The organism is Aquitalea magnusonii (assembly GCF_003202035.1).
In the GTDB taxonomy this organism is placed as follows: Bacteria; Pseudomonadota; Gammaproteobacteria; order Burkholderiales; family Chromobacteriaceae; genus Aquitalea; species Aquitalea magnusonii.
This window is the reverse complement of the sequence record NZ_QJKC01000003.1, coordinates 201,507-223,865: the sequence shown is the minus strand read 5'-3', so window position 1 is coordinate 223,865 and position 22,359 is coordinate 201,507. Positions and strand designations below refer to the sequence as shown.

General features: G+C 62.7%; 21 protein-coding genes. 6 read left to right on the top strand and 15 right to left on the bottom strand.

Annotated elements, in window-relative coordinates:
- Positions 1 to 61: 61 nt before the first annotated feature.
- From DFR38_RS04685 to edd, 10 genes are all read right to left on the bottom strand, one after another.
- A complete protein-coding gene (locus tag DFR38_RS04685; protein WP_059286921.1) occupies positions 62 to 880 on the bottom strand; it encodes an HDOD domain-containing protein in 819 nt (272 codons plus the stop codon).
- A gap of 88 nt (positions 881 to 968) precedes the next feature.
- Positions 969 to 1,865 (bottom strand): aldo/keto reductase, encoded by an 897-nt coding sequence (locus DFR38_RS04680; RefSeq protein ID WP_110313065.1) that lies wholly within the window; start codon positions 1,863 to 1,865, stop codon positions 969 to 971.
- Positions 1,865 to 2,974: an ABC transporter ATP-binding protein gene (locus DFR38_RS04675; protein ID WP_059287257.1), complete on the bottom strand. Its 1,110-nt coding sequence runs from the start codon at positions 2,972 to 2,974 to the stop codon at positions 1,865 to 1,867. Before DFR38_RS04675 ends, DFR38_RS04680 begins: the two co-directional genes overlap by 1 nt.
- Positions 2,975 to 2,977: 3 nt before the next feature.
- The gene (locus DFR38_RS04670; protein WP_059287258.1) at positions 2,978 to 3,835 is read right to left on the bottom strand and encodes a carbohydrate ABC transporter permease; all 858 of its coding nucleotides are present in this window, start codon (positions 3,833 to 3,835) and stop codon (positions 2,978 to 2,980) included.
- The gene (locus DFR38_RS04665; protein ID WP_059287259.1) at positions 3,828 to 4,730 is read right to left on the bottom strand and encodes a carbohydrate ABC transporter permease; all 903 of its coding nucleotides are present in this window, start codon (positions 4,728 to 4,730) and stop codon (positions 3,828 to 3,830) included. Before DFR38_RS04665 ends, DFR38_RS04670 begins: the two co-directional genes overlap by 8 nt.
- Positions 4,731 to 4,933: 203 nt before the next feature.
- Entirely contained in the window at positions 4,934 to 6,178 is a 1,245-nt protein-coding gene (locus tag DFR38_RS04660) for an ABC transporter substrate-binding protein (RefSeq protein WP_059287260.1), read from the bottom strand.
- 259 nt (positions 6,179 to 6,437) lie between these two features.
- A complete protein-coding gene (locus DFR38_RS04655) occupies positions 6,438 to 7,874 on the bottom strand; it encodes a sensor histidine kinase (RefSeq protein ID WP_110313064.1) in 1,437 nt (478 codons plus the stop codon).
- Positions 7,867 to 8,562 (bottom strand): response regulator transcription factor, encoded by a 696-nt coding sequence (locus DFR38_RS04650; protein WP_110313063.1) that lies wholly within the window; start codon positions 8,560 to 8,562, stop codon positions 7,867 to 7,869. The genes DFR38_RS04655 and DFR38_RS04650 overlap by 8 nt, the downstream gene beginning before the upstream one ends.
- Positions 8,563 to 8,895: 333 nt before the next feature.
- Positions 8,896 to 9,519 (bottom strand): bifunctional 4-hydroxy-2-oxoglutarate aldolase/2-dehydro-3-deoxy-phosphogluconate aldolase, encoded by a 624-nt coding sequence (locus DFR38_RS04645; protein WP_110313062.1) that lies wholly within the window; start codon positions 9,517 to 9,519, stop codon positions 8,896 to 8,898.
- 1 nt (position 9,520) lies between these two features.
- Complete coding sequence (gene edd, locus DFR38_RS04640) at positions 9,521 to 11,356, bottom strand: phosphogluconate dehydratase (RefSeq protein WP_110313061.1); 1,836 nt, start codon at positions 11,354 to 11,356, stop codon at positions 9,521 to 9,523.
- Between the two features lie 249 nt (positions 11,357 to 11,605).
- Here edd and zwf point away from each other — a divergent pair, with 249 nt between their 5' ends.
- The 5 genes from zwf to pgi all read left to right on the top strand — a co-directional run bounded on the left by zwf (position 11,606) and on the right by pgi (position 17,360).
- Positions 11,606 to 13,084: a glucose-6-phosphate dehydrogenase gene (zwf, locus tag DFR38_RS04635; protein ID WP_059287458.1), complete on the top strand. Its 1,479-nt coding sequence runs from the start codon at positions 11,606 to 11,608 to the stop codon at positions 13,082 to 13,084.
- Between the two features lie 130 nt (positions 13,085 to 13,214).
- On the top strand, positions 13,215 to 13,892 hold the full coding sequence (pgl, locus tag DFR38_RS04630) for a 6-phosphogluconolactonase (protein ID WP_110313060.1): 678 nt from the start codon (positions 13,215 to 13,217) through the stop codon (positions 13,890 to 13,892).
- Positions 13,873 to 14,850, top strand: coding sequence for a glucokinase (locus DFR38_RS04625; RefSeq protein WP_059285797.1), 978 nt, complete (start codon positions 13,873 to 13,875; stop codon positions 14,848 to 14,850). The genes pgl and DFR38_RS04625 overlap by 20 nt, the downstream gene beginning before the upstream one ends.
- 3 nt (positions 14,851 to 14,853) lie before the next feature.
- Positions 14,854 to 15,705 (top strand): transcriptional regulator HexR, encoded by an 852-nt coding sequence (gene hexR / locus DFR38_RS04620; protein ID WP_103523703.1) that lies wholly within the window; start codon positions 14,854 to 14,856, stop codon positions 15,703 to 15,705.
- Positions 15,706 to 15,710: 5 nt separating this feature from the next.
- Positions 15,711 to 17,360: a glucose-6-phosphate isomerase gene (gene pgi / locus DFR38_RS04615; protein ID WP_059285796.1), complete on the top strand. Its 1,650-nt coding sequence runs from the start codon at positions 15,711 to 15,713 to the stop codon at positions 17,358 to 17,360.
- A gap of 222 nt (positions 17,361 to 17,582) precedes the next feature.
- Here the strand turns inward: pgi and DFR38_RS04610 are convergent, their stop codons facing one another.
- The 3 genes from DFR38_RS04610 to DFR38_RS04600 form a co-directional block, all read right to left on the bottom strand.
- Positions 17,583 to 18,332: an outer membrane protein OmpK gene (locus tag DFR38_RS04610; RefSeq protein WP_059285795.1), complete on the bottom strand. Its 750-nt coding sequence runs from the start codon at positions 18,330 to 18,332 to the stop codon at positions 17,583 to 17,585.
- Positions 18,333 to 18,510: 178 nt separating this feature from the next.
- Positions 18,511 to 18,846 (bottom strand): MGMT family protein, encoded by a 336-nt coding sequence (locus tag DFR38_RS04605; RefSeq protein ID WP_059285794.1) that lies wholly within the window; start codon positions 18,844 to 18,846, stop codon positions 18,511 to 18,513.
- On the bottom strand, positions 18,846 to 19,496 hold the full coding sequence (locus DFR38_RS04600) for an MBL fold metallo-hydrolase (RefSeq protein WP_059285805.1): 651 nt from the start codon (positions 19,494 to 19,496) through the stop codon (positions 18,846 to 18,848). Before DFR38_RS04600 ends, DFR38_RS04605 begins: the two co-directional genes overlap by 1 nt.
- A gap of 124 nt (positions 19,497 to 19,620) precedes the next feature.
- On the opposite strand from DFR38_RS04600, the gene DFR38_RS04595 reads away from it, so the two are divergent.
- Positions 19,621 to 20,442 (top strand): class I SAM-dependent methyltransferase, encoded by an 822-nt coding sequence (locus tag DFR38_RS04595; RefSeq protein ID WP_059285793.1) that lies wholly within the window; start codon positions 19,621 to 19,623, stop codon positions 20,440 to 20,442.
- Here DFR38_RS04595 and DFR38_RS04590 read toward each other — a convergent pair.
- Both DFR38_RS04590 and DFR38_RS04585 read right to left on the bottom strand, forming a co-directional pair.
- Positions 20,436 to 20,774, bottom strand: coding sequence for a GIY-YIG nuclease family protein (locus DFR38_RS04590; RefSeq protein ID WP_059285792.1), 339 nt, complete (start codon positions 20,772 to 20,774; stop codon positions 20,436 to 20,438). The genes DFR38_RS04595 and DFR38_RS04590 overlap by 7 nt on opposite strands.
- The gene (locus tag DFR38_RS04585; RefSeq protein ID WP_110313059.1) at positions 20,761 to 22,347 is read right to left on the bottom strand and encodes a TerC family protein; all 1,587 of its coding nucleotides are present in this window, start codon (positions 22,345 to 22,347) and stop codon (positions 20,761 to 20,763) included. The genes DFR38_RS04590 and DFR38_RS04585 overlap by 14 nt, the downstream gene beginning before the upstream one ends.
- Positions 22,348 to 22,359 lie beyond the last annotated feature (12 nt).

Genomic DNA, 22,359 nt, shown 5'->3' with positions numbered 1-22,359 from the left:
TGTCGGGTAGGAAAGCAAAAGGCTGCCTGCGGGCAGCCTTTTTTCGTATTGCTATGGCAGGTCAGAACATATCGTCGATGCCGGTGCAGGCTTCTTTCAGCTCGCTGATGGCTCCGGTCAGCACATCGCGCTCAATGCCCAGTTTGTCCACCACGCTCCACGGCAGGGTGGTCAGCATGTCGCCCTCGCTCATGTCGTGATTGAAGCCGGCCACCAGATAGGCCGACAGGCCAATCACGATGGCAAAGCGTGAGACATCGCCCAGCAGGTCGTGCTGATCGCGAATGGCTTGCTGGATGTCGTCCGGGAAATTCCAGCGCCGGGCCAGCTCGGCACCCACTTCGGTCAGGTCCACGCCCAGCAACATGCGTTCGGTGGCCACCCGGTCTGCGCCGCCGGCGACGATCTTGTCGATCTGCACGGCTTGTTCCGGCATGGCCACATGCAGTACCAGCTCGCCGATATTGGATAGCAGGCCGCAGGTATAGCCCAGCTGGGCATCCAGTCTGGCCAGCCGCGCCAGTCGCTTGGCGGTGTTGGCCATGGCAAAGCTGCGCTGCCAGAAGCCTTTCATGTCAAAACCGGCAATGCCGGCCGTGGCGCCGGTAATGCCGGAGGCAATCACCAGAATGCGCAGATTATCAAAGCCCAGCAGCACCACGGCGTCGTCCAGCGAACCGACGCGGCGGCTGCCACCAAAGCGGGCGGTATTGGCCAGCCGCAGCACACGCGCGGTCAGCACCTGGTCGTGCCCGACCTTGTCGCTGATTTCATCGATATTGATATCCGTCTTGTGAAAGCTTTCGATCAGCTCCTGCACCACCTTGGGCACCATCGGCAGCCGTCCCGAGGCTTTTTCAAAAATGTCCGCCACTTGCATGTCTTATCCCCTTTGTCATTGCCTTGCTTATTGAGCTTAGGCGAAGCGGCGCGGAAAAAAAGATTTAAAAGACCGTCGCTGCGCGCATTCAGGCCAGGCTGTGGCCATGGGCGGCTTCCAGCAGCGCAAACCAGTGCTGGCGCTCCAGTTGCAGGCGGCAGGCGGCGGCAGCTTCATCCAGCGAATGCAGGCTGCGCGAGCCGGAGATGGGGATGGGGCGAGCCGGATGGCGCAACAGCCAGGCCAGCGCCAGTGTGGCAGGGGTGACGGCCAACTCGGCGGCCATCTGCTGCAGTGCCGCGTGCAGTGCCGGGTGAGCGGCCGCCTGCAACAGACGGCCACCCGCCAGCGGCGACCACACCATGGGGCGGATGCCGGCTTGCAGGCATTGGTCGAAGCTGCCATCGAACAGCGGGGCAGTGTGCAGCAGCGAGGCTTCCAGCTGATTGGTCAGCAAGGGCGTGCGGGAGGCCAGCAGGGCAAACTGGCTGGGGCTGAAGTTGGACACGCCAAAATGCCGCACCTTGCCGCTTTGCTTGAGGCTGGCAAAGGCCGCGGCCACCTCGTCCGGGTCCATGAGCGGGTCAGGGCGGTGAATCAGCAGCAGGTCCAGATAGTCCGTGCCCAGATTGCGCAGGGAAGCCTCCACCGAGGCCAGGATATGGGTGTGGCTGCTGTCGTAGTGCTTTACCTGCCAGCCACGGCTGGCATCCAGCGGCTTGATGCCGCATTTGCTCACCAGCTGGATGTTTTCACGCTGTCCGGGATTGGCCTTCAGCCACTGGCCGAACAGCGCCTCGCAGCGAAAGCCGCCATACAAATCGGCATGGTCGAAGGTGGTGATGCCAAGGTGGATGGCACGCTCCACCCAGGCTGCCAGTTCCGCAGGGGAGAAATTCCAGTCGTGCAGCCGCCACAGGCCGGCGGCTACCGGAGAAAAAACTGGCCCTCCGGGGGCCAGTTGTGCAGATGACAAGGTGTGCATCAGGCAATCCGTTGTTCGGTGGCGGGGTCGAACAGCACGGCCTTGGACACGTCGAATACCAGTTCCATGCTGTGGCCCGGCAGTTTGGCTTCGGTCGGGTGGGTACGGCAGCATACCTTGGTGTTGTTGAGCGAGACAAATACCAGGGTGTCCGGCCCGGTGGGTTCGATCACGTCGATGTGGCAGGCCATTACCGGCAGCCCTGCGCGGTAGGCAGTGCGGGCATCGGTGATTTGCTCCGGGCGGATGCCGAAGATGACTTCGCGGCCCAGCCAGGGCTGCATCTTGTCCTGGGCATGCGGCAGCGGCAGGATGACGCAACCCTGGTCGTCACAGATTTTCACCCCCAGCACCCCGGCGGATTCCACCACCTGCGCCGGAATGAAGTTCATCGACGGCGAGCCGATAAAGCTCGCCACAAACAGATTGGCCGGGTTGTCGTAGATGTCTTGCGGGCTGCCAAACTGCTGCACGATGCCGTCCTTCATCACCGCAATGCGGTCGCCCAGCGTCATGGCTTCGATCTGGTCGTGGGTGACATAGACGATGGTGGATTTCAGCCGCTGGTGCATCAGCTTGATTTCGGTACGCATTTCCACCCGCAGCTTGGCGTCCAGATTGGACAGCGGCTCGTCAAACAGGAAGATGGAGGGGTTGCGCGCCAAAGCACGGCCCATGGCCACACGCTGGCGCTGTCCGCCGGACAGCTGCGAGGGTTTGCGGTCCAGCAGGTGGGTCATTTGCAGCATCTGCGCCACGCGCTCGACAGTGGCGTCGATTTCACCCTGCGGCATCTTGCGGATTTCCAGGCCGAAGCTGATGTTCTTGCGCACGCTCATCGAGGGGTAGAGCGCATAGCTCTGGAACACCATGGCGATGTCGCGGTCCTTGGGCGACAAATCATTCACCCGTTTGCCGCCGATTTCGATATCGCCGCTGGAGATGTCATCCAGCCCGGCAATCATGTTCAGCAGCGTGGATTTGCCGCAGCCGGAGGGGCCTACCAGAATCAGGAACTGGCCATCTTCGATGGCGATGTCGATGCCCTTGAGCACCTCGGTGCCGTTGGCGTAAGTCTTGCACACATTATTGATGGAGAGAGCAGCCATCGTTCAACCTTTCACAGCACCGGCTGTCAGGCCACGCACGAAGTAGCGGCCGGCAACCATGTAAACGAACAGGGTGGGCAGGGCGGCAATGATGGCCGCTGCCATGTCCACGTTGTATTCCTTCACCCCGGTAGAGGTGTTCACCAGATTGTTCAGCGCCACGGTGATGGGCTGTGACTCGCCGGAGGCAAACACCACGCCGAACAGGAAGTCGTTCCAGATCTGGGTGAACTGCCAGATCACGCACACCATGAAAATGGGGCCGGAAATGGGCAGCAGGATGCGGAAAAAGATGGTCCAGAAACCGGCACCGTCAATGCGCGCGGCCTTGACCAGCTCGTCCGGGATGGTGACGAAGAAGTTGCGGAAGAACAGCGTGGTGAAGGCCAGGCCGTAAATCACATGCACCAGGATCAGCCCGCTGGTGGTATTGGCAATGCCCAGCTCGCCCAACAGGCGTGCCATCGGCAGCAGCACCACCTGGAAGGGAATGAAACAGCCCACCAAGAGCAGGGTGAACAGCACGTCCGAGCCACGGAAGCGCCACATCGACACCACATAGCCGTTGACCGCGCCAATCAGCGTGGAAATCAGCACCGAGGGCACGGCCATCTTCACCGAATTCCAGAAAAAGCCCTTCATGCCGCCACATTCCACGCCGGTGCAGGCGCTGGACCAGGCCTTGCTCCAGGCATCAAAGGTGATGGATTGCGGCAGGGCAATCAGGTTGCCGCCACGGATGTCGTCCAGGGTTTTTACCGAGGTGGACAGCATCACGTACAAGGGCAGCAGGTAGTAAATGGCCATCAGCAGCAGTGCGGCATACAGCACGATGCGGCCGGGAGTGAGGTGTTTAGCCACGTTTGGCGCTCCTTGTTTCCATATACATCAGCGGCACCAGCACGGCGACGATGGTCATCAGCATCATCATGGCCGAGGCGGCCCCCAGGCCCAGCTGGCCACGGGTAAAGGCGAACTGGTACATGAAGATGGCCGGTACGTCGGAGGCGGTGCCGGGGCCGCCGCCGGTCAGTGCCATCACCAGGTCGAAGCTCTTGATGGCGATGTGCGACAGGATCAGCAACACGCTGAAAAACACCGGGCGCAGGCTGGGGATGATGATGCGCCAGTAGATCACCGGCAGGCTGGCGCCATCCACCTGGGCGGCCTTGATGATGGAGTCGTCGATGCCGCGCAGGCCGGCCAGGAACAGCGCCATCACAAAGCCCGACGACTGCCATACCCCGGCAATCACCACGGTGTAGATGGCCTTGTCCGGGTCCACCAGCCAGTCGAAGGTGAAGTCGGGAAAGCCCCAGTCATTGATGACCTTTTGCAGGCCCATGTCGGGGTTGAGCATCCATTTCCAGGCGGTGCCGGTGACGATGAAGGACAGCGCCATCGGGTACAGGTAAATGGTGCGCAGCGTGCCTTCGGCACGGATTTTCTGGTCTAGCAGCACGGCCAGGAACAGGCCGACCGCCAGCGTGCAGCCGATGAACAGGCCGCCGAAAATGCCCAGATTGGTGACGGCGGTCCACCAGCGGTCATTCTCGAACAGCGCCTGATACTGGATCAGGCCGGCCAGGTCCATCTGCGGCAGCAGGCGCGACTCGGTCAGCGACAGCCAGCCGGTCCAGGCGATAAAGCCGTAGACGAACACCAGGCTGATCAGCAAGGTGGGCGACAGCACCAGCTTGGGCAGCCAGCGGTCTGCCAGTGCCGACAGACTGGCTTGTGATTGGGATGTGGACATGAATCAATCCTCGCCATGCCGCTGAGGCGGGACCGCGCGGCGCGCAGCCTCGATCTGTCCTGGCGGGGGCAGGACGGATGGTCAGACGGTATGGCTTGCTTGGCTAGGAGTTAGACAGACAGCCGCTGGTGGCAGGGTGCAACAGGGCTGTCCACGCAAAAAAGCGCCCGGGCCGGTTGACCCGGGGCAAGGTTGCTGCTCGCTTAGTGCACTTTCCCGGCCTTGGCCAGACGTTCGGTGGCGGTTTTCGGGCTCATGGAAGAGTTCATGAACTGCGAAATCACGTCGTCCATGGCGCCTTCGGTGGCCGATGCCATGGCCATCTTGTGGGCAAAGCTGGGCACCAGGCCGCCGCTCTTGGAGGCAGCGGTCAGGTCGGCCTTGGACTTCTTGGCACAGTCGTCAAACTTGTCCATCGGCGTGTCCAGACGGGCCGGGATGGAACCCTTGTTCAGGTTGAACACTTCCTGGAAGTTCTTGCTCATCACGGTTTCGGCCAGATCAGCCTGCGCCTTCTGCGCGGCCGGGTCCTTCTGCTTGAACATGGCCAGGCTGTCGATATTGAAGGTGAAGCTGCCTGCCGTGCCCGGTGCGGCTACGCACAGGAAGTCCTTGCCCGGCTTCTTGCCGGCGGCGGTGAATTCGCCCTTGGCCCAGTCGCCCATGAACTGCATGCCGGCCTTGCCGTTGATCACCATGGCGGTGGCCAGGTTCCAGTCGCGGCCGGCGGCACCCTTGTCGATATAGCCCTTCACACGCTGCAGGGTTTCAAACACCTTGACCGTGGTCGGGCCGGCCAGGGTGGCCTGGTCCAGCTGCACGAAGGCCTTCTTGTAGTAGGCCGGGCCACCGACACCCAGTGCCACCGATTCAAACAGGGTGGCGTCCTGCCACGGCTGACCGCCATGGGCGATGGGCATGATGCCGGCTTTTTGCAGCTTGTCGGCGGCTTCGAAGAACTCCGGCCAGGTGGTCGGCACCTTGGCACCGGCCTTCTTGAAGGCATCCGGGTTCACCCACAGCCAGTTCACGCGGTGCACATTGACCGGAGCGGCCACGTACTGGCCCTTGTATTTCATCACCTGGCTGACCACCGGCGGCAGCTGCTTGTCCCAGCCTTCGGCCTTGGCCACGGCATCGATATTGGCCAGCACGCCTTCGGCACCCCATTCCTGGATGGCCGGGCCCTTGATCTGGGCGGCGGTCGGCGGGTTGCCGGATACCACGCGGGTTTTCAGCGCGGTCATGGCATTGTCGCCACCGCCACCGGCCACGGCGAAGTCTTTCCAGTTATCGCCCTTGGCGGTCATCATTTTTTTCAGTTCGGCCACGGACTTGGCTTCGCCGCCCGAGGTCCACCAGTGCAGCACTTCCACTTCGCCGGCAAATACCGTGGCCGGCAGCAGGGTGGCAGCCAGCAGTGCTGCGCTCAATTGCGTGCGTTTCATTCTCTTGTCTCCATCTTGTAGCGTTGCATTTCGGTTTTTTATGATGCATCCGGCGGCGCTCGGCCAGGACCGGGGCCGGATGTGCAAGAACTATAGCGGCAGATTGTAAGTTTTGTGTAAGGTTTGAAGCGAAATGCTGTAAGAAAATGACAGGGCCTGAATGCGACGCAGCATGACATTGGAGATAATTCAATAGACATAAGGCACTGCGCTGGTGCTGCTATGCAGCAAAATGGTGCGCCGTAGTGTGTCAACTACACTACGGGCCAGTATGAGCGGGGGGATTTTCCCGCTGGAACAGCAGGCTGGCACACAGTCCGTGCGGGCTGTTGTCGTGCAGTTCCACCCGCGTGTGATGGCGGCGGGCAATCTCCTGCACGATGGCCAGACCCAGGCCGCAGCCCTTGCCGCCTGCCAGATTGTTGACCCGGTAAAAGCGCTGGAACACCTTGTCGCGTTCTGCCGGGGCAATGCCGGGGCCGGTATCGCACACCTGCAATTGCACATGCCGGCCCTGCCGGCGCAGTGTCACGGTGATTTCGCCGCCGGGCGGGGTGTACTGGATGGCGTTGTCCAGCAGATTGGCCAACAGTTCGCGCAGCAGGCCGGCATGGCCCAGCACCAGCAGGCTGTCGTCATCGCTGTCCAGCCCCAGGTCCAGCTTGCGCGCCAGCGCGCGCGGCACGGCCTCGGCGGTGACTTCGCGGGTCAGCTGGTTAAGGTCCAGCAGGCTGCGCTGCAAGCCGGTTTCCGGCTCGGCCCGGGCCAGCGCCAGCAGCTGGTTCACCAGGTGAATGGAGCGGGCCACGCTGGTTTCCACCTGCTCCAGCTGGCGGCAGGCGCGCGGAATGTCCGGCGTGCTGCCCAATAGTTCGGCCTTGACCAGTTCGCTCTGCGATTTCAGCCCGGCCAGCGGCGTGCGCAGCTGATGGGCGGCATCGCCGATAAAGCGCCGCTGCTGTTCCACCTGGCGATTCACCTCCTCCAGCAGACTGTTGATGGCGGCGGTGAGCGCACGCACTTCCGCCGGGGCATTATTGAGCTCGATGGGTGCCATATCGCGTGGCGAGCGGTTTTCCACCACCCGGCGCAGGCGGCGCAGTGGCGACAGGCCGCGGCTGATGCCGGCCCAGACCAGCAGGCTGGTCAGCAGCATCAGTCCCAGCAGCGGCAGGCCCATGTCGAACAGGATCTTGCGCGTCAGCTCGGCACTCAGTGCCCGGCTTTTGGCCACCTGTACCAGCATCAGCTGTGGTTGCTCCGGCGTGCCGGCTTGCAGATAGAGTGCCGCCACCCGCACATCCTGGCCCTTCATGCTGGCATTGTAGAAATAGCTGTTGCCGGCCTTGGCCAGCAGTGCGCGCGGTGGCGCGGGCATGGCCGGTTCGCCCAGCAAAAAGGCGGCCGGTGGCGAGCTGACCCGGTAATAGACGCGGTCGGTCGGGTCTTCTTCGAGGATTTCGCGCGCGGCCCGCGGGAAGTCGACATAGAAACCATTGCCAAAGGGTTTGACCTGCCGCGCCAGCGCGCGCGAGGTTTGCGCCAGCGTCTGGTCGATCACCTCGTTGGCGTAACGTACCGCCATGGCGTGCGCCAGCATGGCGGCAGCCAGCCACAGCACCAGCTGCGGCAGCAGCAGCCAGATCAGCAGCTGGCGGCGCAGGGAGAGTTGGCGCGGGCGGGCCGACTCAGTCATCGGCAGCCAGCATCAAGAGATAACCCAGTCCGCGTACCGCGCGGATACCCACGCCGCTGCCATCCAGCTTCTTGCGCAGGCGGTGCACATAGACTTCCACCGCATTGCTGCCGATTTCCTCGCCCTCGCCGGACAGGGCGGCGGAGATTTGTTCCTTGCTCAGCACTTTTTCGGCCTGGCTCATCAGGATGAACAGCAGCTCCAGCTCGCGTGCCGACAGCTCCAGCGGCTGCGCGCCGGCCCAGGCGCGCTGGGCGCTGCGGTCCAGTCGCAGCGGGCCGAACTGCAGTTCTTCCCGTTGCAGTTCGTCGCGCACGGTATCGCTGGCGCGCTGGCGGCGCAGCAGGGCGCGGATGCGGGCTTCCAGTTCCGGGAAATCAAAGGGTTTGACCAGATAGTCGTCGGCGCCGGCATCCAGCCCGGCCACGCGGTCTTCCATGCTGTCCAGGGCAGTGAGCAGCAAAATGGGCAGGGCCGGCTGGTGTACCCGCACATGGCGCAGCACCTTCAGTCCGTCCTGTCCGGGCAGGCCGATATCCAGAATGACGGCATCAAAGCTCTCGCTCAGCAGCAGCTGTTGCGCAGCCAGGCCATCGCTGCGATGGCTGACCTCGAAGCCCAGCTGGGTCAGGCGGGTAAGCAGGGCATCGGCCAGTACGGCATCGTCTTCGGCCAGAAACAGTTTCATAGGAGCGGCAGGCGGCAGGTGAAGCCAAGATGGTAGTGCAGATCCGCCGGGCTGTGCCATTGGCGTGCGCTGTGCGCTGCAACAAAAAAGCCCGCACGAGGCGGGCTTGCAGGCTGCTGACAAAGTAATCTGGTTCGATTGCACTGGATCCGGCAAAGCCGGGCCTTTCGACTCACTTATTGATTCCGCAGCCTTCCCATCTATTCCCCATCCCCCCGCCCTTGCCTTGCCAATTGAAGATGGGAGCCTCGCTTTCTTTTCAGAAAGCGAGAGGAGTTGGTCAACAATCAGTAAAGCCCGCACGAGGCGGGCTTATATATTGCGTGGGTGGGTTTACTGCGCCAGCGCGCTGGCCTGCTTGGCCAGTTCGGTGATGCGGGCCCAGTCGCGGTTGGCGATGGCGTCTTCCGGGGTCAGCCAGCTGCCGCCAACGGCCAGCACGTTTGGCAGGGCCAGGTAGTCCTTGGCCTTGACCAGATCAATACCGCCGGTGGGGCAGAAGCGCAGGTCGGGCAGCGGGCCGGCCAGCGATTTCAGCAGCTTGATGCCGCCCACGGCTTCGGCCGGGAACAGCTTGAGGATGTCAAAGCCCTCGTCTTGCGCACGCATGGCTTCCGAGGCGGTGGCCACACCCGGCAGCAGGGTGAGGTTGGCATTGCGCGCGGCCGAGGCCAGCTCCGGGGTCAGGCCGGGGCTGACGCCAAACTGGGCACCGGCATCCAGCGCGGCTTCCAGCTGGGCGCGGTTGCGCAGCGTGCCGGCACCGACAATGGCGCCGGGCACTTCGTCGCGCATGCGGCGCATGGCGGCCAGCGCCGCCTTGGTGCGCAGGGTGACTTCCAGCACGCGAATGCCGCCATCCACCAGCGCGCGCGCCAGGTCTACCGCAACAGCGGCGTCATTTACCACGATGACCGGCACTACCGGCCCCTGACGCAACAGGGTCAAAGCGTCCATATCAGTTTCTCCACAGCGGGTGATGGAAGCTCATGGCACCAGCTTCCGCGGCATCGGCCGATTCGCGGAATACCGCGAACAATTCACGCCCGACGCCAAATTGATTGTGTTGCAGATCGGCACTGATCTGCTCGCGCGCCGCCCATTCTGCGGCCGGCACTTTCACTTCCAGCGTGCCGGCATTGGCATCCAGTTTCACGATGTCGCCATCGCGAACCTTGCCGATACTACCGCCCATTACCGCCTCCGGCGAGACGTGGATGGCAGCCGGCACCTTGCCCGAAGCACCGGACATGCGGCCATCGGTGACCAGGGCCACGGCAAAGCCGCGTTCCTGCAGGATGGACAGGGCCGGGGTCAGCTTGTGCAGCTCCGGCATGCCGTTGGCGCGCGGGCCCTGGAAGCGGATGACGGCGACAAAGTCGCGTTCCAGTTCGCCACGCTTGAAGGCGGCCAGCAGTTCGTTCTGGTCGTGGAACACCACGGCCGGGGCTTCCACCACGCGGTGTTCCGGCTTGACGGCAGACACCTTGATCACGGCACGGCCCAGGTTGCCCGCCACCACGCGCAGGCCGCCATCGGCGCTGAACGGGTTGGCTGCCGTACGCAGCACGCTGTCGTCGCCGCTCACCGCCGGGGCCGGACGCCATTTCAGTTCGCCATTGTCCAGCCAGGGTTCGTTGGCATAAGCCGACAGGCCACGGCCGACGATGGTGTCCACATCCTCGTGCAGCAGGCCGGCACCCAGCAGTTCGCGGATCACAAAGCCCATGCCGCCTGCGGCGTGGAAGTGGTTTACGTCGGCCTTGCCATTGGGGTAGACGCGGGTCAGCGACGGGATGATGGCCGACAGTTCGTCGAAATCGTCCCAGTTGATGTCGATGCCGGCGGCACGGGCAATGGCCACCAGATGCAGGGTGTGGTTGGTGGAGCCACCAGTGGCCAGCAGGCCGATGATGGCGTTGACGATGGATTTTTCATCAATCATGCGGCCCACCGGGGTGAAATGGTCACCCTGGGCGGCAATGTGCGCGGCCTGACGGGCGGCGGCGCGGGTCAGTGCCTCGCGCAGCGGTGTGCCCGGATTGACGAAGGCGGTACCCGGCAGGTGCAGGCCCATGATTTCCATCATCATCTGGTTGGAGTTGGCGGTGCCATAGAAGGTACAGGTGCCGGGGCCGTGGTAGGACTGGCACTCCGATTCCAGCAGCGCATCCCTTCCCACCTTGCCTTCGGCGAACAACTGGCGCACCTTCGCCTTTTCATCGTTGGCGATGCCGGTGGTCATCGGCCCGGCCGGCACGAATACCGCCGGCAGATGGCCGAAGGTCAGTGCGCCAATCAGCAGGCCGGGCACGATCTTGTCGCACACGCCCAGGTACAGGCTGGCGTCGAACATCTGGTGCGACAGCGCCACCGCGGTGCTCATGGCGATGACATCGCGCGAGAACAAGGACAGCTCCATGCCGGGCTGGCCCTGGGTCACGCCGTCGCACATGGCGGGCACGCCGCCGGCAAACTGGGCGGTGGCGCCGGCCTTGAGCGCTTCTTCCTTGATCCAGGCCGGGTAGGCTTCCAGCGGCTGGTGGGCGGACAGCATGTCGTTATAAGCCGAGACGATGGCCAGGTTGGGGCGGTGTGCTTCCTTGAGGTAGATCTTGATATTGTCCGGCATGGCCGCAAAGGCGTGGGCCTGATTGGTGCAGGACAGCTGGGCGCGTTCTACCTTGCCCTGCTGGGCGGCGGCAGCCAGATGATTCAGATAGGCCGCGCGACGCTCGCGGCTGCGCTCTATGATGCGCTGGGTAACAGTGTGCAGTACCGGGTGCAGGGCCATGGCAATTCCCGTGATGAATGTGGGTAAATGGTAGTTTTACTACACTTAAATTGCAAGAAAACAGCCTGACCCAATTGGCGGCTTGTCCGGTCGAATGAGTGTGAGAGGCTTTCTGGTAAAGGTTTCTGCCAAATTTTCCATGAAATGGCAGGTGTTGCTTTCTATGTATTACCCCGGCAAATCACATGGACATGCCAAAATCGGGTGGTAATATAACTACATTGCAAATGCACGAGACGGAAGATCACTATGGATAACCGTAGCACGCCTACCCCTGCCTTCGATATGGTGCTGTTCGGTGGCACCGGCGACCTGGTCATGCGCAAGCTGTTGCCCTCCCTCTACCAGGCGCATGCCGCCAGCCTGCTCAACCAGCAAGGCCGCCTGCTGGCACTGGGCCGCAAGGCGATGAGCCGTGACGACTACCTGGCGCTGGTGGAAAAGAGCGCGCGCCAGCACGTCAAGGAACACTTCGATGCGGCGGCCTGGGCCTCTTTCTGCAGCCGTATCGACTATCTGCAGGTGGATGCCGGCAATGCCGCCCACTATCCGGCATTGGCCGAAGCCGTCGGCCAGCACCCGGAGCGGGTGGTGGTCTGTTATCTGGCCACCGCGCCCAATCTGTTCGCCGGCATTTGCGAAAACCTGGCCGCCGTCGGTCTGAACCGTCCCAACGTACGGGTGGTGCTGGAAAAGCCGCTGGGCATCGATCTGGATTCGTCCAACGAAATCAACGACGCCGTGGCGCACTTCTTCAAGGAAGAACAGCTGTACCGCATCGACCACTACTTGGGCAAGGAGTCGGTACAGAACCTGATGGCCATCCGCTTTGCCAATGCGCTGTTTGAACCGCTGTGGCGGCGCGAGTGGATTCACGACGTGCAGATCACCATTGCCGAGGACCTGGGCGTGGGCACCCGTGGCGACTTTTACGATGGCACCGGTGCGCTGCGCGACATGGTGCAGAACCACCTGCTGCAACTGCTGTGCATCGTCGCCATGGAGCCGCCGGCCAGCATGGAAGCCGATGCCGTGCGCGATGAAAAGCTCAAGGTGCTCAAGGCCCTGCGCCCGTTCAGCGAGCAGGATGTGGCCAACAAGACGGTACGTGGCCAGTACAAGGCCGGTGCCGTGGCCGGCCAGCCGGTGGTGGGCTATCTGCAAGAGCAAGGCATTCCCGCCGACAGCCAGACCGAAACCTTTGTCGCCATCAAGGCGGAAATCGACAACTGGCGCTGGGCCGGCGTGCCCTTCTTCCTGCGTACCGGCAAGCGCATGCAGGACCGGCTGGCCGAAATCGTCATCAATTTCCGCGATGTGCCGCACCAGCTGTTCTCCGGCCCGCTCAGCGGCAGCCACACCGCCAACCGGCTGGTGATCCAGCTGCAGCCGGAAGAAAGCATCCGCCTGTACTTCCTGGCCAAGGAGCCGGGCGACACCATGCGCCTGCAGCCGGCCTTTCTGGACCTGGACTTCTACAAGGCCTTCAAGGTACGCCGCGCCGATGCCTACGAACGCCTGCTGCTGGACGTGATCCGCGGCAAGCTGGCGCTGTTCATGCGCCGTGACGAACTGGTGGAAGCCTGGCGCTGGGTGATGCCCATCATGGAATGCTGGCAAAACAGCAGCAATACCCCGCCCAAGCAATACACCGCCGGCACCTGGGGCCCGGCGGCTTCCAGCGCGCTGCTGAGCCGCGACGGCATCAGCTGGCACGAAGAAAGCTGATCGACCAGCCCGTCCGGGCCGCCAGTCCGGCGGCGCGGGCCGGACCATTCATAACAAGCCGGCCAGCAAGAGCGGCAAACACCCGGTGTCATGGAGATCAGGGGCCGGGTGCAAGGTGAGGATGACATGCATGCAATGGTTTGAATTCCCCGCAGCGGCGGACTGTGCCGCTGCGCTGGCCGCCACGGTGGCCCAGCGTTTGGAGCATGCACTGGCGCGCGATGGCCGCGCCGTGCTGGCCGTCTCCGGCGGCAAATCGCCGGTTCCCTTCTTTCACGCGCTGCGTAGCCAGCCGCTGGACTGGTCACGGGTGGTGATCACCCTGGTGGACGAACGCTTCGTCCCTGCCGACCACCCCGACAGCAATGCCGCACTGGTGCGCGAACATCTGCTACAGGATGCCGCCGCCGCCGCCCGTTTCCTGCCACTGGTGGGCGATGCCCGCGATGCCACCGCCGAACTGGCTGCCGCCAACGCAGCCTACCAACAACCGACTGTCGCCGTATTGGGCATGGGCGAAGATGGCCATACCGCTTCGCTGTTTCCTGCTGCCGCGGCCCTGGCCGACGGACTGGACCCGAGCCGCAGCCTGCCGCTGCTGACCGTGCAGCCGCTCACCGCGCCGCACCTGCGCGTGAGCATGAGCAAGGCTGCCCTGCTGGCGTGCGACAGCCTGATCCTGGCCATCCAGGGCGCGGGCAAGCGCCAGGTGTTCGATCAGGCGATGCAAGGCGTCAACGACAGCCTGCCCATCAGCCATTTCCTGCTGCAGACGGAGTGCCCCATCGATGTCTACTGGACTGCCTAATACCTGGCCACGGCTGGTGGCCGACATCGGCGGCACCAATGCCCGCTTTGCCCTGGAAACCGCCCCGGCGGTGCTGGAGGATGTCGAGGTACTGCCCTGTGCCGATTTCCCCACGCTGGAAACCGCCATGCGCAGCTATCTGGCGCGCGTCGGCACCCGTGCGGTGGCCCATGCCGCCATCGGCATTGCCAACCCGGTGACCGGCGACTGGGTGCAGATGACCAATCACCACTGGGCCTTCTCCATTGAAGCCACCCGGCTGGCGCTGGGGCTGACTTCGCTCATCGTCATCAACGATTTCACCGCGCTGGCGCTGGCGTTGCCGCACCTGCCACGCAAGGAGCTGGTGCAGGTGGGGGGCGGCGAGGCAATCAGTGGCAGCCCCTTGGCGCTGATCGGCCCCGGCACCGGCCTGGGCGTATCCGCCTTGCTGCCCTATCCGGGTGGCTATATGCCGCTGGCCGGCGAAGGTGGCCATGTCAGCTTTGCCCCGTTTGACGAACGCGAGGCCGCCATCTGGCGCTATGCGCGCGACCGCCACGGCCATGTGTCGGCCGAACGCCTGCTGTCCGGCCCCGGTCTGGTGTTGATCTACCACGCGCTGGCGGCACTGGCCGGCGAGCCCGAGCAAGATTTGTCCGCTGCCGACATCACCAGCCGTGGCCTCGCTGGCAGCTGTCCGCGCTGCCGCGAAACGCTGGATGCCTTCTGCGCCATGCTGGGTACGGCGGCGGCCAACCTGGCGCTGACGCTCGGCGCCCGTGGCGGGGTATACCTTGGCGGTGGTATCGTTCCACGTTTGATCGACTACTTCAAAACGTCGCCATTCCGCCCGCGCTTCGAAGACAAGGGCCGCTTCTCCGCTTATCTGGCGGCGATTCCGGTGTTTGTCATCGATAGCCGCTACCCTGCGCTGATCGGCGCGTCGGCAGCGCTGGCGGCGCACCTGGAGCACTGACCCATGCTGGAAAGAATCAAGTCTCAGCTTGAAGCCCTGTCCTCGGCCGAACGCAAGGTGGCCGAGCTGGTGCTGGAACAGCCCTACACCATGATGCAGGCTGCGGTGGCCGATATTGCCCGCAATGCCGGCGTCAGCCAGCCCACGGTGATCCGTTTCTGCCGTTCCATGGGCTGCTCGGGTCTGCCCGATTTCAAGCTGAAACTGGCCGGCAGCCTGGTCACTGGCGTGCCCTATGTGCATTCCAGCGTCCGCCCGGAAGACCCGACCTCGGAAATCGTCGCCAAGGTATTCGACAACACCGTCACCGCGCTGCTGAAAAGCCGCAACGACGTCAATCCGCAAGCCATCGAGGCAGCGATCGAGGCCATCTCGCGTGCGCGGCGGGTGGAGTTCTACGGCCTGGGCAACTCCGGCATCACCGCCGCCGATGCCCAGCACAAATTCTTCCGTTTCGGCATTTCCACCGTGGCCTATGCCGACACCCACATCCAGATGATGGCGGCCTCGGTACTGAATGCCGACGACGTGCTGGTGGCCATTTCCAGCTCCGGCCGCTCGCGCGAGTTGCTGGACGCGGTGGAAGAGGCCACCGCCTCTGGCGCCACCGTGGTGGCCATAACGGCCAGTGGCTCACCGCTGGCCCGTGCTGCCACCATCGCGCTGATGGCTGACACCCAGGAAGACAATGAAACCTACAGCCCGATGATCTCCCGCATCATCCACCTGGTGCTCATCGACGTGCTGGCCGTGGGCGTGGCCTTGCGCCGGGGCCCCGGCGTGATCGGACAACTAGAAAAAACCAAGCACAGTCTCAAAGCAAAGAGACTGGCCGAACGGACAGAAGAGGATTAATCATCATGAGCGAACTGACCCAACTTCCCGCCTGGCAAAAACTGTGGGACCACTTTGCCGACGCCAAGCAGCTGCACATGCGCGAGCTGTTCGAAAGCGACCCGGAGCGGGCCGAACGCTACGGCCTGGAAGTAGGTGGCCTGTTCCTCGATTACTCCAAGAACCGCATTACCGACGAAACCCTGCAGGGCCTGATGCAGCTGGCGCGTGAAGCCGGCCTGCCGGAGCGCATCAAGTCCATGTTCAAGGGCGAGAAGATCAATACCACGGAAAACCGCGCCGTATTGCATGTTGCCCTGCGCAACCGCACCAATTCGCCCATCTTTGTTGATGGCGAAGACGTGATGCCCAAGGTGAATTCGGTACTGGAGCGCATGGGCAAGTTTGCCCACGCCGTGCGCTCCGGCGAGTGGCTGGGTTATACCAACCAGCCCATCACCGACATCGTCAATATCGGCATTGGCGGCTCGGACCTCGGCCCCTTGATGGTGTGCAGCGCGCTGCGTCCGTTTGGTCACCCGCGCATGAACATGCACTTTGTCTCCAATGTGGACGGTGCCCAGCTCAAGGAAACCCTGAAAAAGGTGCATTCGGAAACCACCCTGTTCGTGGTGGAATCGAAAACCTTCACCACCCAGGAAACCCTCACCAATGCGCTGACCGCGCGTGACTGGTTCCTGCAGCGTGCGCGGGACGAAAAAGCAGTGGCCAAGCACTTTGTCGCGGTGTCCACCAACCAGAAAGCCGTGGCGGATTTCGGCATCGACCCGTCCAACATGTTTGAATTCTGGGACTGGGTGGGTGGCCGCTACAGCCTGTGGTCGGCCATCGGCCTGCCCATCATGCTGTACCTGGGAGAGGAAAACTTCACCGAGCTGCTCAATGGCGCCCACATCATGGACCAGCATTTCCGCAATGCGCCGTTCGAGCAGAACATGCCGGTGCTGCTGGCCATGATAGGCATCTGGTACATCAACTACTTTGGCGGCGGCAGCCATGTGATTGCACCGTACGACCAGTACCTGCACCGCCTGCCGGCCTTCATCCAGCAACTGGACATGGAGTCCAACGGCAAGCAGACCCGCACCGACGGCAGCCCGGTCAATTTCGAAACCGCGCCCATCATCTGGGGGGAAACCGGCATCAACGGCCAGCACGCCTTCTTCCAGCTCCTGCATCAGGGCACGCATATTTCGCCGATCGACCTGATCGCCTCGCTGGAAAGCCGTGGCAGCCTGCCTGGCCACCATGAAATCCTGCTGGCCAATGTATTTGCCCAGGCCGAGGCCTTCATGCGCGGCAAGACCGCCGAGGAAGTGCGCGAAGAACTGGCCGCACAAGGCATGAAGGGCGAGGCGCTGGAAGCCCTGGTGCCGCACAAGGTATTTGCCGGCAACCGCCCCACCAATACCCTGCTGATGAGCTTCCTCGATCCGCGCAATCTCGGTTCGCTGATTGCGGCGTACGAGCACAAGATTTTTGTGCAAGGCGTGATCTGGGGGATCAACAGCTTTGACCAGTGGGGGGTGGAGCTGGGCAAGCAGCTGGCAAAAACCATTCACGGCGAGCTGACCGGCAAGCTGAAATCGGCCGAACACGACAGCTCCACCCGCCGCCTGATCCAGCTGTACCGTCAGGCCAACAAGAGCAAGTAAGCCCGATTTACATCAAACCCCTCTCTCGCTTTCCGGGAGGAAAGCGAGGCTCCCTTTCAGGGAAAGGGCGGGGGGATAGGGAATGGAGGGGAAGGCTGCGGAATCAGTCTTTTAGTCGAAAGGCCCGGCTTTGCCGGGACCTGTGCCATCGCACCAAATTACTATGGTCAGCAGCCTGGCGCCTCCCTTGGGAGGCGTTTTGCATGTGACTGACAGCGAGTATCAGAAATTGTACTTGGCGCTGTAGATCACCGCGTTCTGGTATTCGCCAGAACCCAGCTTCTGGTCGGCATAGCGGTATTGCACGCCGGTGGTGAAGCGCTTGTTCACATTCCACCACAGGGCGATGGCACCGTTTTCGCCGGTGTTGTGCTTGTAGTTGGCCACGAACTCCTGCTTGCGGGCGAATTCGGTTTCATGCCACTGGGTCACCAGGAAGGACTGACCGAAGGCGCTGAACGGGTACAGCAGCACGTAGCCGGCCATCCAGCCGTTGTAACCGGAGCCGATGCCGAAGGAGTCCAGCTCGTTGTGCGCGCCAATGAAAGGCTTGAGGGTCAGGTTGCCGTACTTCAGCTCGGTGCTCAGGCCCAGCACGCGGTTCTGGCTGAAGAAGTTGTTGCCACGGGTATCGTAAACGTGTGCGTACAGTTGTACCGGTACGTTGCCGACCTGGGTCAGGTTGAAGCGGCCAATGGCCTTGGTGGTGTAGCGACGGTCGTAACCGTTGGTGCCGTGGTCGCTCTTGCCCGGATTTTCCAGGTCGAAGAAGCCATACACATCACCCCAGCTGCCACCCATGCCGCCTTCGGCTTCCAGATAGCCGAAGTCTTTCTTGCCGCTTTGCTCGGTGGTACGGGAAGACCAGTCGAGATAGTTGGCACTGACATTGGCAAAAGACCAGTTGTCGGCCTGGGCCAGGGTGGAGCCGCTGATCAGAGACAGGGCCAGCAGCAGTTTGCGAGCTTTCATTTTTTCCGCCTAAGTGAACTTTTTTTATATGGATTTCCCCGCATGCAGCCATGCGGGGCGCGCAGGGTAGCGCAGAAAGCTCCATATTGAAAAGTTTCAGCTCAAGCGACGTAACATTTCAGCAACATGATGAAAACGGGCTGTAGTGCTGTTGGACAATATGCAGCAAATGTCGCCATCAGCGGACATTGGCTGGCAAGTAAGCACTATCCGGCCAGCCGTAGCGCAGCAGGCTGATGCTGCCGCTGGCAGCAAACTCGATGCCCTCCTGCTCCAGCAGCACGCGCTGCCAGTCGGCCTGTTCCGTGCCGGGGCGGGACAGGCGGCCCGCACCGTTCACCACCCGGTGCCAGGGCAGGGCGTGGCCGTCCGGCAGGCTGCCCAGCAGCTTGCCGACATGGCGGGCATGGCGCGGGAAGCCGGCCAGTTGCGCCAGCACGCCATAACTGCTGACCCGGCCGGGCGGAATCTGCCCGACCAGTTGCAACACGGCGTGCTCGAAGGCGGGCGACATCAGCGGAAGCGGGCGTCGGCCACGAAGGGGTTGTGGCGCTTTTCCTCACCGATGGTGGTGAGCGGGCCGTGGCCGGGAATCACCACCGTGTCATCCGGCAACAAAAACAGCTTTTGCTGGATGGCATCGATCAGCTGCTGGTGATTGCCCATGGGGAAGTCGGTACGACCGATGGAGCCCTGGAACAATACGTCACCGGCTACCAGTACGCCGGCTGCCGCGCTGTAGAACACCACATGGCCGGGGGTATGGCCGGGGCAGTGAATCACCTGCAGGGTTTCCTGGCCGATGCTGACGCTGTCGCCCTCGTTCAGCCAGCGCTCCGGCGTAAGGGCCGGGCTGGAAGGAAAGCCGAACATGCGGCCCTGATTGGGCAGCTGGTCCAGCCAGAAGCTTTCGCTTTGCTCCGGGCCTTCGATCTGCACACCCAATTGTGCCGCCAGTTCGCCGGCACCGCCGGCATGGTCGATATGGCCGTGGGTCAGCAGCAACTTGGTGACGGTGAGCCCCTGTTGCTCGGTCCAGGCGCGGATGCGGCTGATATCGCCACCGGCATCGACGATGGCGGCCTCGCGGCTCACACTGCACCACAGCACGCTGCAGTTCTGGGCAAAGGGGGTAACCGGAATCAGATGGTACTGCAGGGACATGGCGGTGCTCGGTGCAATGGGGATGGCAAATTGTGGCATGGTGCGCGCCAGCGGCCAAGCTTGTCGGGGGCTGGGGCGGTGAAACTGGTAAAATCGCGCCATTCCCGCTTTACCGGAGGCCAAGATGAGCCTGATCCCCGAAATCAAACCGCAGCAGTCGCTGGAGTTGCTGAAAGAACTGCACATTCTCACCCGCGACGGCAAGATCAACCAGGATACCCGCCGCAAGCTCAAGCAGGTTTACCACCTGTACCAGTTCATCGAGCCGCTGTTGCAGGACGTGCTGGACAGCAAGGGCAGCGTGACGCTGGCCGACCACGGTGCGGGCAAGTCCTATCTGGGTTTCATCCTGTATGACCTGTTTCTCAAGGACAAGGCGGTGGGCGAGGTATTCGGCATCGAGACCCGGCCCGAGCTGGTGAAAAGTTCCCAGGAGCTGGCGGCCCGGCTGGGCTTTGACCGCATGGGCTTTCTCAACCTGACGGTGGAGCAGTCCATCACCTCGGATGCGCTGCCGCCGCAGGTGGACATCATCACCGCGCTGCATGCCTGCAATACCGCTACCGACGACGCCATCCGCTTTGCCCTGGCCAAGGACGCCAAATACATCGTGCTGGTGCCCTGCTGCCAGGCCGAGGTGGCGGCGGTGCTGCGCCAGAAAAAGAACGAGACCTTCGGCAAGACGCCGCTGTCCGAACTGTGGCGTCACCCCATCCACACCCGCGAATTCGGGAGCCAGCTGACCAATGTGCTGCGTTGCCTGCAACTGGAAGCCCGCGGCTACCAGCTGACGGTGACCGAGCTGGTGGGCTGGGAGCATTCGATGAAGAACGAGCTGATCATTGCCAGGAAAACCGGCAAGGGCAAGCAGAGTGCCCGCGAGCGGCAGGAGGCCATCCTGCGTGAGTTGAACCTGGAAGATTTGCGCGAACGCTTTGTTTACTGAGTGCTGTCTGGCTGGGGGCTGCGTGCCGCCAGCCAGTCGCCCAGGTCCCCTTTGGCCGCCAGCTGGCGTTTGGCGGCGGCCGACAGGCGCTTGACGGCGTGTTCGGCCTTCAGCGCCTGTGATTTGTCGGCAAAGGCCTGCACCAGCACGATGCGCTGCGGCGGATTGAGCCGGGTATAGCGCGCGCCCTTGCCGGCGCAGTGCGCGGCATAGCGCCGTGTCACATCGGTGCTGATGCCGGTGTACAGCGCGCCATCACGGCATTCCAGCATGTACAGATACCAGCTGCTGGCTGCCGCCGGCGCGCTGCCGTCGGCCTCAGCCTTGCTCATCGTCCAGCTTGGGCAGCGGGCGGATGCTCACCCGTTCGGTGCGGTTGCCCTTCTGCTCGGTCACCACGATTTCCCAGCCGCCTTCGCGGATGCTGTCGCCCTGGCGCGGAATGCGCTCCAGCCGGTGCATCAGCAGACCGGCCACGGTGTGGAAATCTTCTTCCTCGTAGTTGCCCAGCTCGATGTATTGTTCCAGCGTCACCAGTTCGGTGCTGCCTTCCACATCCAGACTGCCATCTTCGCCTTGCACCAGTGCCGGCTGTTCATGGCGTTCATGTTCTTCCGGGAAGTCACCGGCAATCGCTTCCATCAGGTCCTTTTGGGTGACGATGCCTTCCAGGCTGCCGAATTCATTCACCACAAATGCCATGTCGGCCGCTTGCTGGCGGAAGGCTTCCAGGGCTTTGAGCACGGTCATGCCTTCCGGCAGCACCAGCGGCTGGCGCAGCGCGGCCATCACATCCAGCGTCTGGCCATCCAGCAGCTGGGCCAGCAAGTCCTTGCGGGCGACGATGCCCAGTGGCTCGTCGATGCGGCCGGCGCCGACCACCAGCAGGCGCGAGTAAGGGCTGTCGCGCAATACCTTGCGTTGCTGTTCGGCATCCTGGCTGATGTCCAGGCGGTGGATGTCCGAGCGCGGGGTGGCAATCACCCGGATCGGCCGCTCGGCCAGGGTCAGCACGCTGTGGATCATCGCCCGCTCATTGTGGGCAAACGCGCCTTCCCTGTCTTCACGCGGGCCTTCTTCCTTTTCCTGCTCGTGATGGTTGCCATGTTGCAAGGGCGCATTGCCCAGCAGGCGCAGCACGGTGTCGGCAGTACGCGAGCGGAAGGTATTGCGGCTGTTCAGATAGCGCTGGTGATTGACATTGGCCACCTGGTTGAATACTTCAATCAGCACCGAGAAGCCGATGGCGGCGTACAGATAGCCCTTGGGAATATGGAAGCCGAAGCCGTCGGCAATCAGGCTGAAGCCGATCATCAGCAAAAAGCCCAGGCATAGCATCACCACGGTGGGGTGGGCGTTGACGAAGCGGGTCAGCGGCTTGCTGGCCATGATCATCATGCTCATGGCGATGACCACCGCCAGCATCATGATGCCCAGGTGCTCCGACATGCCGATGGCGGTGACCACTGAGTCGATGGAAAACACCGCATCCAGCACCAGGATCTGCACGACGACGGTGGCAAAGGCGGCATAGGCTTTCTGGCCGTTGCCGTCGCTGTGTTCCACCCCTTCCAGTCGCTCGTGCAGCTCCATGGTGGCCTTGAACAGCAGGAACAGGCCGCCACCCAGCATGATCAGATCACGGCCGGCAAAGCTCTGGCCCATGACGGAGAACAGCGGTTCGGTCAGCTTCACCAGCCAGCTGATGCCGGCCAGCATGAACAGGCGCATGATCAGCGCCAGCGACAGGCCCAATACACGGGCGCGGTCACGCTGCTGTGGGGGGAGTTTTTCGGCCAGGATGGCCACGAAAATCAGGTTGTCGACGCCGAGCACGACCTCCAGCACGATCAGGGTCAAGAGGCCTAGCAGGGCATAGGGGTCAGACAGCCATGAAAAATCCATGATGTAAAAACG